The organism is Chryseobacterium sp. PMSZPI, assembly GCF_002835665.1.
GTDB lineage: Bacteria > Bacteroidota > Bacteroidia > Flavobacteriales > Weeksellaceae > Chryseobacterium.
The window spans coordinates 1-12,515 of record NZ_PIZV01000024.1 but is presented as its reverse complement, the minus strand read 5'-3'; the positions used below and the strand labels follow the sequence as shown (position 1 = coordinate 12,515).

12 protein-coding genes are annotated in these 12,515 nt (G+C 34.7%); 5 read left to right on the top strand and 7 right to left on the bottom strand.

The window, feature by feature from the left end:
* Nucleotides 1-56: 56 nt before the first annotated feature.
* Together CW752_RS04680 and CW752_RS04675 are read right to left on the bottom strand one after the other, a co-directional pair.
* A complete protein-coding gene (locus CW752_RS04680) occupies nt 57-767 on the bottom strand; it encodes a C40 family peptidase (protein ID WP_101238686.1) in 711 nt (236 codons plus the stop codon).
* Between the two features lie 496 nt (nt 768-1,263).
* Nucleotides 1,264-3,459, bottom strand: coding sequence for a glutamine synthetase III (locus CW752_RS04675; RefSeq protein ID WP_101238603.1), 2,196 nt, complete (start codon nt 3,457-3,459; stop codon nt 1,264-1,266).
* 308 nt (nt 3,460-3,767) lie between these two features.
* Here CW752_RS04675 and CW752_RS04670 point away from each other — a divergent pair, with 308 nt between their 5' ends.
* The 5 genes from CW752_RS04670 (at nt 3,768) to CW752_RS04645 (ending at nt 9,575) form a co-directional block, all read left to right on the top strand.
* The gene (locus CW752_RS04670) at nt 3,768-5,459 is read left to right on the top strand and encodes a DUF6909 family protein (RefSeq protein ID WP_101238602.1); all 1,692 of its coding nucleotides are present in this window, start codon (nt 3,768-3,770) and stop codon (nt 5,457-5,459) included.
* 149 nt (nt 5,460-5,608) lie between these two features.
* Nucleotides 5,609-6,079: a DUF1572 domain-containing protein gene (locus CW752_RS04665; protein WP_101238601.1), complete on the top strand. Its 471-nt coding sequence runs from the start codon at nt 5,609-5,611 to the stop codon at nt 6,077-6,079.
* A gap of 181 nt (nt 6,080-6,260) precedes the next feature.
* Nucleotides 6,261-8,099: a M1 family metallopeptidase gene (locus CW752_RS04655; RefSeq protein WP_101238599.1), complete on the top strand. Its 1,839-nt coding sequence runs from the start codon at nt 6,261-6,263 to the stop codon at nt 8,097-8,099.
* 102 nt (nt 8,100-8,201) lie between these two features.
* Nucleotides 8,202-8,960 carry a type III pantothenate kinase gene (locus tag CW752_RS04650; protein ID WP_101238598.1) on the top strand — a complete coding sequence of 253 codons (759 nt, stop codon included), beginning with the start codon at nt 8,202-8,204 and terminating at the stop codon, nt 8,958-8,960.
* Nucleotides 8,961-9,041: 81 nt separating this feature from the next.
* Nucleotides 9,042-9,575, top strand: coding sequence for a GNAT family N-acetyltransferase (locus tag CW752_RS04645; RefSeq protein ID WP_101238597.1), 534 nt, complete (start codon nt 9,042-9,044; stop codon nt 9,573-9,575).
* Between the two features lie 112 nt (nt 9,576-9,687).
* Here the strand turns inward: CW752_RS04645 and CW752_RS04640 are convergent, their stop codons facing one another.
* From CW752_RS04640 to CW752_RS04620, 5 genes are all read right to left on the bottom strand, one after another.
* Nucleotides 9,688-10,119, bottom strand: a complete 432-nt coding sequence (locus tag CW752_RS04640) for a nucleoside deaminase (protein ID WP_101238596.1) — start codon at nt 10,117-10,119, stop codon at nt 9,688-9,690.
* 3 nt (nt 10,120-10,122) lie between these two features.
* Nucleotides 10,123-10,617 carry a hypothetical protein gene (locus CW752_RS04635; RefSeq protein WP_101238595.1) on the bottom strand — a complete coding sequence of 165 codons (495 nt, stop codon included), beginning with the start codon at nt 10,615-10,617 and terminating at the stop codon, nt 10,123-10,125.
* A gap of 162 nt (nt 10,618-10,779) precedes the next feature.
* The gene (locus CW752_RS04630; RefSeq protein ID WP_101238594.1) at nt 10,780-11,700 is read right to left on the bottom strand and encodes a helix-turn-helix transcriptional regulator; all 921 of its coding nucleotides are present in this window, start codon (nt 11,698-11,700) and stop codon (nt 10,780-10,782) included.
* 55 nt (nt 11,701-11,755) lie between these two features.
* Complete coding sequence (locus tag CW752_RS04625; RefSeq protein ID WP_101238593.1) at nt 11,756-12,064, bottom strand: hypothetical protein; 309 nt, start codon at nt 12,062-12,064, stop codon at nt 11,756-11,758.
* A 3-nt stretch (nt 12,065-12,067) separates the two neighbouring features.
* Nucleotides 12,068-12,515 (bottom strand): zincin-like metallopeptidase toxin domain-containing protein (locus tag CW752_RS04620; protein ID WP_228401617.1); only part of this gene is annotated, 448 nt, incomplete at its 5' end.

The window sequence follows — 12,515 nt, the reverse complement described above, 5'->3', positions numbered from 1 at the left end:
AAAAAAGCCATCAGAACGTCTGATGGCTTCATTATTTAAATCAATTATTTATAAAATTAAAAATTTGCTGGTGTAGCTGGAGTAATAGCTGCTAAATTATTATAAGCTTCTCCTTCTTCGTTGATTACTCTTTTAGCGAATCTGAATTTAGGTCCCCAATAAGAATCATTCAGTGAAGAAATCATTACCCCTTTTGATGTTGCTGCGTGGATAAATTTAATCTCACCATCTTCAGAAACACTTTCTACAATACCTACGTGAGAGATTCTTCTTCCATGAGAAAAGAAGATTAGGTCTCCTTTTTGTAGGTCTCCTTTTTCAATTCTTTCTCCTTCCTGAGCCTGAGAAGCAGCTACTCTTGGTAGACTAAGTCCTGCAGCAGCTCCAAATACAGAAAGAACGAAAGCTGAACAATCAATACCGTTTCTTGTCGTTCCTCCATATCTGTAAGGAGTTCCTAGGTACGTTTCAGCCTCTGTAAGGATACCGTCAATCGTTTTATTATGTTTGATTGCTCTTGCAATCTCAGAATTCTTTACAGCTTTTTTAGCATTCGCTATAGATGCTGCCTTTTCAGCAAGGAAAGAGTCGATAAGTTTCTGCTTATCTTGCTCCATTTTTTTGTTATCTATAGAAGCTAGTTTGGCATCTGTTTTGTATTCTTTAGTGTAAGTTGCTGGTTTTGAAACTACATAATTAGTAGCACACGATTGCATTGACACTGTAGTAACTATAGCAACTAAATAAAACAAAACTCTTTTCTTCATATATATTTGATTATCCGTGTTAAAAGGAATATTTATTTTCAAAAGCATTACAAAAGTAGAGATTCCGAATAAAAGACCCCTGATATGATTATTGTCAGGACTTTATTTTAACACATTTTAACATATTATTTACGTATGTTAAAAAAAAATAAACCGCAACTGCCTATTTTTGGCAAGTATGCGGTTTTTTTTATTAAGATTCTTTAACAAACTCTATCGATTTTCTTCTATAGATCGCGATTTGAAATTTAAAACTCTAATTTTCAGGGTTGTTAAAAAAACAAAATAGATTTCATTGAATCCCTGAATTAATAGGCTTTCTGGTTGTGTTTTGCTATAAGCTTCAAATGATATGTCTCTTTTCTGCTATTAAATAAGATATGCTGGAATATTTTGATGGTGGCAATAGGTATTTATAACTGACTCATTGAGTATGATGGTAAAAAAATTCCCCGGAAAACCGAGGAATTTAAACTAATATGGAACTTTACAGGTGTTATTTTGTAAACAACATTTCTCTGTATTTGGTCATCGGCCATAGCTCATCATCTACCATCATTTCTAACGCATCAGAAGCTTCTCTGATAGGGTCAAATAATGGTTTTACTTTGTTGCAGTATGCTTCTGCCTGCTTTTGGCTGTCTGATATGCTTTTTGCCGCTTCTCTGGCTTTAATAAGATCTTCAACACCAAGTTTGATTTTAGAAACGTTTTCAGAGATGCTGGTAATTAAACTCATTTGTTCTTTTGCTAAAGGTTTGAATTCTTTATCTCCAAAGATATCTTTAAGTCCTTTAACGTTTTCAATCAATCTGTTTTGATAATTTAAAGCAGAAGGAATGATGTGGTTTCTTGCGATGTCACTTAATACTCTGGCTTCAATATCAATGACTGTAGAGTATTTCTCTAACTTGATTTCATTTCTTGCCTCAACTTCCCTGTGGTTGAAAATTCCCATCTCTTCATAAAGGTCTAAGAATTTTTTATCCATTTCCTGTTTAAGAGCTTCAGGGGTTGTTTTTAAGTTGTTTAACCCTCTTTTCTTAGCTTCTTTTGCCCAGTCATCAGAATATCCGTCCCCTTCGAACATGATGCTCTTTGATTGTTTGATGTACTCTCTTAATACATTGAAGATTGCTTCGTCTTTTTTCAAGCCTCCTTCGATAAGAGCGTCTACTTCTTTCTTGAAATCGTTAAGCTGTTTTGCAGCAATAGTATTCATTACGGTCATAGATTCTGCACAGTTTGCTGATGAACCTACAGCTCTGATTTCAAATTTATTTCCTGTAAATGCAAATGGAGAAGTTCTGTTTCTGTCTGTATTATCTAGTAAGATTTCAGGAATTTTTCCAACAACATTTAATTTTAATTCTGTTTTTTCTTCCGGAGATAATTTTCCGTTCGTTACTTTTTCAAGCTCTTCCAAAACACTGAATAATTGGCTTCCGATGAATACTGAAATAATTGCCGGTGGAGCTTCATTAGCACCCAATCTATGGTCATTGCTTGCTGAAGCAATACTAGCTCTTAAAAGGTCAGCGTATTCATGAACCGCTTTAATCGTATTCACGAAGAATGTTAAGAACTGTAAGTTTTTCTTTGGATTTTTTCCCGGGCTTAATAAGTTTTCTCCGGTATCAGTAGCTAAAGACCAGTTATTGTGTTTTCCGCTTCCGTTTACTCCTGCAAATGGCTTTTCGTGGAATAAGATATGGAAGTGGTGCTTGTGAGCTACTCTTGCCATGATGTCCATCAATAAAGAATTATGGTCAACAGCAACGTTTACTTCTTCAAACATTGGAGCAAGTTCGAATTGGTTCGGTGCAACTTCGTTGTGTCTTGTTGTAGCAGGAATACCCAGTTTCATGCACTCGATTTCCAACTCTTTCATGAAGTTCATAACCCTTGTAGGAATCGAACCGAAATAGTGATCGTCCAATTGCTGACCTTTTGCCGGAGAGTGTCCTAATAATGTTTTACCTGTTAAAACAAGGTCCGGGCGAGATTGGTATAATGCTGAGTCAACTAAGAAATATTCTTGCTCCCAACCTAAGGTAGGAGTTACTTTTGTTACATTTTTATCAAAATACTGCATTACATTCGTTGCAGCTTCGTCTACCGCATTTAGCGCTCTTAAAAGTGGTGCTTTATAATCTAATGTTTCTCCTGTATAAGAGATAAAGATAGAAGGAATACACAATGTAGTACCCATGATAAAAGCCGGAGATGTAGGATCCCAAGCTGTATATCCTCTTGCTTCAAAAGTATTTCTGATTCCTCCGTTCGGGAAAGAAGAGGCATCGGGTTCCTGTTGAATCAACATGTTTCCACTAAATCTTTCAATTGCTCTACCGCCTTCAATTGGGGTAAAGAAAGAATCGTGCTTTTCTGCAGTAGTACCCGTCAAAGGCTGAAACCAGTGAGTATAGTGGGTTACTCCTTTGCTCATTGCCCAATCCTTCATCGCTACCGCTACCTGATCTGCGATATGTCTCTGGATTTTTGTTCCCTTTTTAATAGCATCCATAATAGAGCTGAATGCTTCTTTCGTTAAATATTCTCTCATTGTTTCTTCTGAGAAAACATTTTTACAGAATAATTCCGATAATTTCGCAGGGATTTCAACAGAGTTGTCTTTTCTGAAATCCTTAAATGGAAGAGTTTCTAATGCTTTGAATCTTAAGGTTGACATATTTGGGTGAATTTTGATAGGGCAAATTTACAAAAAAAATGAATCGAAAATGATTTGACCCTAAAATTTTTAGGGGTCTCTTGAAAATTTATATAAATTAAACAATTGTTTGGTGTGTTTTGAATAGGGGTGCTTATTGCTTTAAGGGTTAAAATGTAATATTTGTCGGTGTTTTTTAAAGGGGGTGTTGAGCATAAATACATTTTATATGATACATCCAGCAATCCTATGCGGATTTAAGCGACTTATTAAAAGATAGTTAAAATAAAATGGACAAAGATTTCGTATATTTGTGTGAAATTTATTTTATGACAAATTCTAGAGCAAGAGAAACAACAGAGGCTATTGAAAGATTATACATCTCTATGAGACACTTATTTTATAGAGGATTTTTCAAGCCGGCAGGGGTTTCAGGAGAAAGCATCAGAAGTTTGTTGAAAACAATCAATCCGGAAATTTATGGTACTATGAACGTCCCAAGTAAATTGGAACTGGATGGATTGATGTATGTTTTAGACAGACTTCCTGAAGGGATTGAAGAATGTGCTTTTATTCATCTTACATCAGATGAGGGGTTTGATAAAGGAAGTTTCGAACCTATTGTTCCAAAGAAAAGAAGGAGAAACTGTTATAGAATAGACGAACACCAGATGAATATTGAGGTTCTTTTGGGCCGTTCCGAAATTTATGACATCCTTACCCACCTGACATTCCTATTTATAGAAGCTGATAAAATCCGTAACCTGGCTTTCATTCAAGATGAAAACTGGAAACCGACACGCGCTTTCAAAATTATTGAAGAAGTAGTGAAGGGAGAGAAGAAATTCAGCAGAAAGGAAAAAGAAGTGGCGCTTATTCATCTTTCTTCTTTAATAGGAAGATCTTTTGATGAAACATTAAGAGCTTACAATACTTTTGGAGACGATAATAACCCTGACCGTTTATTTAAAATAATCTATAACTTAGGTAAGGTAAGTCTTGAAGATGCAAAAGGAACTACAGAAAGAGAAATTCATTTCAGCGCTATATTAAAAGAAAGAGTTGGACATCACTATTTTGGTGAAAAATGGGCTAATAAGGTGAAGGAAGTTTTATTTGAAAATAATCTTCATAATCGTCCATTACACATTATTTCAGCCAATATGCACTCTGTAAAAAATATGCTGTACGCTAATGAGGCTCTTAAAAAGAAGCATCATAATGAAGTGGATTATAAGCTATATGAGGAAATATCCAACAAGAAAGAACTTCGTGATAAGGTGTTAAAATATGCTTTAGATGAAGGAATGATCCATATTGCTGATAAAAGTGGAAGTAATATTGATGTACAGATCATTGATCTTAGCAAAACCGATTTAAAGAATACACCATTTGCAGATTGCAAGTTTAATGGGGATGATGTAGTGATGGTATTTGACTATGCCTTCGGAGAACAGGCTTTCGAAGTAATGGATGAATTGTTAAAACCTTATGAACATAAAGGAGAAGTTTACATGATGCATGTGAAATCTGTTTCCATTATGGGTAAGGCAGGAATTCTTACCGGAGAAAAAGGAGATATTATGATCCCGACTTCTCATATCTTTGAAGGAACAGCAGATAACTATCCTTTTGAAAATGCATTAAAACTTGATGATTTTAAAGATGATGAGTTAAAAGCTTTTGAAGGGCCAATGATTACTGTTTTAGGAACATCACTTCAGAACAAGGATATTCTATCTTATTTTATGAATACTTCATGGAGAGCAATTGGTCTTGAAATGGAGGGTGCCCACTATCAAAAAGCAATTCAGGTGGCTTCTAAAATCAGACATCATATTTCACCGGATCTTTTTGTTTGCTACGCATATTATGCATCGGATAATCCGTTAGAAACAGGAAGTACGCTATCTTCAGGTGGTTTAGGACTTACAGGAGTGAAGCCTACCTATTTAATCACTTTAAGAATCCTTGAAAAGATTTTAAGAAGTGGAAAGAAAGAAGCTTCTGCTAAAAAATAATTGTAATTTCAAATCATAATATTAGCCTCAAGTGTATTTTGCACTTGAGGTTTTTTGTTTTTGAATAAGATCTGCATCATCTAAAAAATCAGTGAAAGCTTAAAAATCAATCTTTTAATTATCTATCTTTAGAAAAACATACTATATCTATGAATTCAGTATCACAATTAGTCAAAAGATTCAGGGAAGTCATGCTTGATGGTCTCTGGATAGCCAATACCAATTTTAAAGATCAGCTTTCTAGTGTTACTTGGGAACAGGCTGTAACCAAGGTTGGTTCTTTGAATACTATTGCCCTGCTCACTTTTCATATTGATTATTATATCGCCGGAATTATCCCTGTTTTTGAAGGTGGAAATCTGGAAATAAAAGACAAATACAGTTTTGATCTCCCTTCTATAGAATCTAAGGAACAATGGGATGCTTTGTTGAATAAGCTATGGTCTGACTCTGAAAAATTTGCAGGGTTACTAGAAAAGGTGCCGGATTCAAAACTTGATGAGTTTTTTGTAGATGAAAAGTACGGAACCTATCGCAGAAATATTGATGGGATGATTGAGCATGCTTATTACCATTTGGGACAGATTACATTGATTAAGAAATTATTGGAAAATCAATAGTTTTCAATTATAATGATTTGTGAAAATTTGTGTAATCTGCTGATAAAAAAATTTATCAGCACCTTTAACAATTCATAATAAGATTCATCTAAAACCATATTAAACAGAGTAAAATCTTCAAATAAGTCTAATTTGAGGGTGTTATATAAATTACCTACCTTTAGAAAAAATAAAATTTTAAATGAAAAAATCGGCTGCAATCATTTTTGCGTTTATCATTTCACAATTTCAGGCTCAGCAAGGAGCTTATTATCAGCAGGCTGCAAAGTACAAGATGGATATTGATGTCAATGCTGAAAAATTTACTTACCAGGGAAAGCAGACGTTAGAATATACCAACAATTCACCGGATGAGCTGAATGTGGTTTATTTCCACCTGTATTGGAATGCTTTTAAGCCCAATTCTATGATGGATCAGAGAGTGGCTTCCCAAGGAAAAAATGGGGATGGAAGGCTGCAAAAAGATGGGATTTCAAGGTTAGCTTCTATTCCGAAGGATCAGGAGGGAGCTCAAAATATCCACTGGATCAAGCAAAATGGAAAAGATCTGAAATTTGAAGTTCAGGAAACGATTATGAAAGTGTATCTCGCAGATCCGATTAAACCAAATTCTACCACTACTTTTACGATGGATTGGGATGCCGTGATTCCACAACAAATCAGAAGAAGTGGAAGAAACAACAGGGAAGGAGTGGATATGACTATGACTCAATGGTACCCGAAAATTGCAGAATATGACTATGATGGTTGGGCAACTTTTGATTATCTGGGAAGAGAATTCCATGCTCCGTTCTCAGATTTTGATGTGAATATTAAAATCAACAAAGATTATGTGGTAGGAGCCGGCGGTATCCTTGAAAATCCTGCTGACGTAAAAGGCTACGATGCCAACGCAAAAATTAAAGCCGAAAAAGATAAAAAGGTAACCTGGAAATGGACGGCAAAAAATATTCTTGATTTTGCCTGGAGTGCAGACAGAGATTATTCTGTGGAAAGCTTCAATGTTCCGGAAGGACCAAAAGTTTATTTAGTCTATCAAAAAAATGATAAAACTAAAGTTTGGGGAGAGGCTCAATCTTATATTACGAAATACTTCCAGATTATGAATTCCCATTTCGGGAAATATGTATATCCGACTTATGCATTTATCCAGGGTGGTGACGGAGGAATGGAGTATGGTATGTGTACGATGATTCTTGGGGAAGCTAAAAATATTAAAGATTTAATGGGCTTAATGGCCCATGAAGGATCTCATTCATGGTATCAGCAAATGTTGGCAACCAACGAATCTGTACGTCCATGGATGGATGAAGGGTTTACAAGTTATGCAGAAGGATATACCATGTATCAGTTGTTCCCGGAAGACCTTCCGAATCCTTTTATGGAAAGATTAGATGCCTATAGAAAATTCATTAAAAAAGGGATTGAAGAGCCTGCTGTTTGGTTGGGAGATCATCATGATAACGGAACTTCTTATACGTATGCTTCTTATGTAAAAGGAGAATTATATTTAGTACAATTAGGTTACATTATGGGCGAGCAAAACCTTGCTGAAACATTAAAACAATATTATGATCAATGGAGTATGAAACATCCGTCGGACAGGGATTTCCTTCATATTGCTCAAAAGGTTTCAGGAATGGATTTAAAATGGTTCCACCATTACTGGATCAATACAACCAAAACCATTGATTACGGAATTAAGGATGTGAAATACGATGCAAAATCTACCACCATTACTTTAGTGAATAACGGACAGGTTCCTATGCCAATCGATTTTGGTGTAATGACCAAGGATAAAAAAGTTGTTACTTATCAGATTCCATTGAATATGACGCATACATGGAAAGAGAAAGATATTTATGGAGAATTTAAAACAATGCCTTATTGGCCCTGGACACAGAAAGAATATAAGCTGACGATTCCTTATACAAAATCTGAATTGGCTGTGTTGGGAATTGATTTCAGCCAGAGAATTGCAGATGTGAATATGGCGGATAATTTTGTTGAAGTAAAATAAAACGATAAACATATAGATTAAAAGGAGTATTTTAAAGTACTCCTTTTATTTTTTTATAAATTTGGGATTCTAATTTTTTCAAATCATAGCCTGTTAAAATAAATGAATTCAATTGTAATAAACGTCGGAAACAGTAATATCAGATTTGGCCTTTTTAATGGTGATAATTGTGATATTTCCTGGGTAATCAATACGAAGCCATACAGAACTGCAGATGAGCTATATGTACAAATGTTGATGCTTTATCAAACTTACAAAATAGAACCAAAAGAAATTGATAAAGTAATCATAGGCTCTGTAGTCCCTCAGCTTACTAAAGTGATGAGCTCCGGGATTAAAAAGATTCACGGAATTACTCCCATCATTGTTGACCGTACCACTCCTTCCGGGGTTCAGGCAAAATCCAAACAAATGGGAACCGATATCTATGCTAACCTTGTGGCTGCCCATAATTTATATCCGAACCAAAAAAAGATTGTCATCGATTTTGGCACAGCCCTTACAGCAAGTTGTGTCGCTGAAACAGGTGAAACGTTAGGCGTTATCATCGCTCCGGGAATTGTAACCTCTTTGAATTCATTGATTAATCAAACAGCTCAGCTTCCCGACATTGAATTGAAAAGGCCAAAATCCGTTCTGGGTCTGGATACGGTAACATGTATGCAAAGTGGGATGGTGTACGGCTTTTTAGGAATGGTTGAAGGCTTTATCAATCGTATCAATGATGAGGTAAATGATGACTGTTTTGTGGTGGCTACGGGTGGGGTTTCTCACGTTTATAAGCCATTAACGGATAAAATCCATGTTATGGATCGACTTCATACGCTGAAAGGACTTTACTTCTTAGGAAAAGACCTGTAAAATATAAAGACGGAGATTAAAGTTTAGTGAAGACTAAGCTTTAATCTTAGTTTTTTCTTAATCGCCACTAATAGTAATACCATGGAAAATTTCCCCATTATAAAAACAGAGAGACTTATTTTATCACAATTGGAAGAGAAAGACCTTCCTTTTATTGTTGGGTATCTTCAGCATAAAATTTATTCAGACCTTACCTCTAATATTCCTTATCCTTATACAGAAAGTGATGCTAAATTCTGGTTGAAAATGGCTAATGAAGCTTTTGAAAATAAATCAGGATATACATTCGGAATCCGTAATAAGGAAGGCCAAATTATAGGAGCCATTGGCCTCCACGACAGAGAGGATGATAAGGCCGAACTAGGCTATTGGATCGGAATGCCTTATTGGAATAAAGGATATGTGACCGAAGCAGCCAGAGCTATTGTAGATTTTGGATTTAAAACATTGAACTTCAATAAAATTTTTGCCACACATTTTCTTCATAACCCGGCTTCCGGAAAAATTATGGAAAAGATTGGAATGGAAAGAGAGGCCATTTTAAAAGAAGAAGTCAAGAAAGATGGAGAATATTTTGATCTTGCCTTATATTCAATTTTTAAAAATAAAGATTGATATTGTGGCCTAATCAACCTCATCTTTATAAAAAGTAAAAACCAGAGAATTTTTGAATGTTCTCTGGTTTTTTTATTTGATTATCATTCTAAGCTATGAGAACCTTTGAATCTTATCTTTTACTTTTAAAAAATTCTTTGACAATTGTGGAGCATTCGTTTTCCATAATACCTGTGATCATTTCAGTTTTAGGATGTAAAGAAAGATGTTTGTTGATGAAGCCTCTTTGTTCATCTCTTGCTCCGATTACTACTTTAGAGATTTGTGACCAGGAAAGAGCTCCGGAGCACATCACACATGGTTCCATTGTTACATACAATGTACAGTTTATTAAATATTTGCCTCCAAGAAAATTAGCCGCGGAAGTGATGGCCTGCATTTCTGCATGGGCAGTAACGTCATTTAATGTTTCGGTAAGGTTATGCGCTGTTGCAATAACTCGATTGTTGGAAACAATAACACATCCTATAGGAACTTCGTCTTTCTCTAAGGCAATTTCTGCTTCTTGCAGTGCCATTTTCATATAATATTCGTCAGTAAACATTGATTATTCCATTGTTAACGTTAAAGGGAGCCTGAACTCAAATCTCGCGGGGTCTCCTTTAGCCATTGCCGGGGTAAATTTTTCAGAAATAGAATATAAGGCAATTTCAGCTTGTCTATTGAATGTAAAATTATCTCCTTGTGCATGAACGTTGCTTACACTTCCATCTTTTTCCACAATAAAGGCAACACTGGTCTTTACTGTTTTGTTTTCGGAATTGACACCGGCTACATAAAGAAGACCGGCTACTTCTTGTCTTAATGTGTTGATGCCTCCGGGGTAATCAGGTGCTTTTTCTACAACGGTAGGCCATTCATAGGCCTTTTTGATGGATTGAAGATCTTCAAGATTTCTTACTCTTAATAAAGCCCCTATCATAGCTGTATTTTCAATGCTGTCCATTTTTTTCATGAAATAAAGAAAATCACCTTTTATACTTGCCTTTTTAAAAGTGTTGGTTTCTGCATCAAATTTTTTCTTGAATTCTTTATCCAGCATACTTCTATGCTGATTGTAATATGTTTTTACAAGCCGGAATTCTTCTTTTTGCTGTGATAAACAAAAGGAAGAAATAATACAGCATATACAAATAAATAAAGCTCTCAATACGGTATATTTATGTAAATATAAATAAAAATTATGAGATAAGATGATTATGTATTAGCTTTCAAGATAACGGTTTAAAGATTCCTGAAGATGAGTTCTGATTTCGTCAACTAAGGTTTTCGGTTCTAAGACGGTCACCTCTTTTCCATAGGAAAGAATCTCCTGCATAAAGTCATAAGTAGGATGGAGAAAAAATTCAAAATAAATTTCTTCCGGGGTTTCTTTGGTTTCTTTCTGGGATTGATGTAGCGGAAAACTTCTGATATATTCTCCCTGATGACGGCTGCATTTTAATACAATGTTCTGTGGTTTCTGTTCTGCCAGATTCATCACGCCGAAAGCATTTTTAAAATGTTCTCTGAAGTTATATTTGTATTTTTCCCTAAACTGATTTTTAGCTACATCCAGATAGTTGATTCTGTCTAATCCAAATGATTTTAGCACTTTATCCTTAGTATCAATAGCGATGAGGTACCATCTGTCTTTGGACTCTTTTAAGGCTAAAGGATGAACTTTTCTGGAGGTCATCAGTTTGTTTTTGTAATTGTAGTGTTCAAAGGTTACCACTCTTTTGTTACGGATGGCAAAGAACAGGTCATAAAAATGCTCTATACCGGTTGGCTTTCTGCTTTCAAAAAAAATAAAATCTGAAAAATCAGGATGGAGATTTAAAGCATTGCTTACCTGGAAAGATTCCAGTAATTTCTGGTTGTATTCATCTACTTCCATGATTGGGCGGCTTTCGATATAGTATCGGTTGTCTCCTTTTTTCTTATTGTGAATGGAAAGATTGAAAAGATCAGATATCTCACGGATATCTCTCTGCAAGGTACGGATAGAATAACTTTTGATCCCTGCATCCTGGAATTCAAAAGAGTTTAAAAGATAGTCCTCCAGCTGAGAATAAGTAGCCGGAGAACTTTCTAATCTTTTTATAATTAAGGCATATCTTGTCAGATAAAAATCTTTTTTCATGATCTAATTTTATAAGACAAATATATGGGCTTAATGCGACAAAACGTGTCGTGTTTTATTTTTTCCAAGCATAATTTCCATTTTTATCAATCTCAATCTTAGATTCCTCAGGAAATATTAATACGGATAAAGGTTTCCCGTCTTTATCATTTATTGTTATTATGTAATTTTCATACATTTCATTAGGGAGGAATCCTTTTGAATAATCATACCATCCGGCCCAATAATCCATATTCAACTTATTATTTTTATCTTCTTTCTTCCAAAAATTTAATTTTATAGGATACTGATCGTTATGATCTAATTTTAAATCCTTATAGACCTTAGCGATAGTTTTTTTTATTTGATCTTCTGTATGTTTCATGATTTAGTCTGCATGTTTTAATATTAATTTTTCCATTTCTGGATTTTCTAAAAAAGGTTGGTTATTTTGTTCAAAAAATTTCTTAACATATTTGTATGCACTAATTACTTCTTTTTCTCTGTATTTATTTTTGGTTTTATATATTTCTTCCCATACATTCCATTCTAAATCCCAAGGTTTTTCAGCAACCATTTTTCTATAATTCTTTCTACCTAATTTTAATAAATCGTCGATATGGACATTCTCATGAAACCATGCCATTTTAGAACATTTTTTTCTTATAATAAGTTGAATAGGACCACTTTCAGATACAGAAACCCTACCTTTTAATCCTGTGTAATACATATCGTGAGATTCATCTATCCAAACGATTTCTAGCTTAAAATTATGTTTTAACATTTTTTTGTCGAGCTCACGGATGTATTTTTTTAGTAAATTAGGAGATAAAACT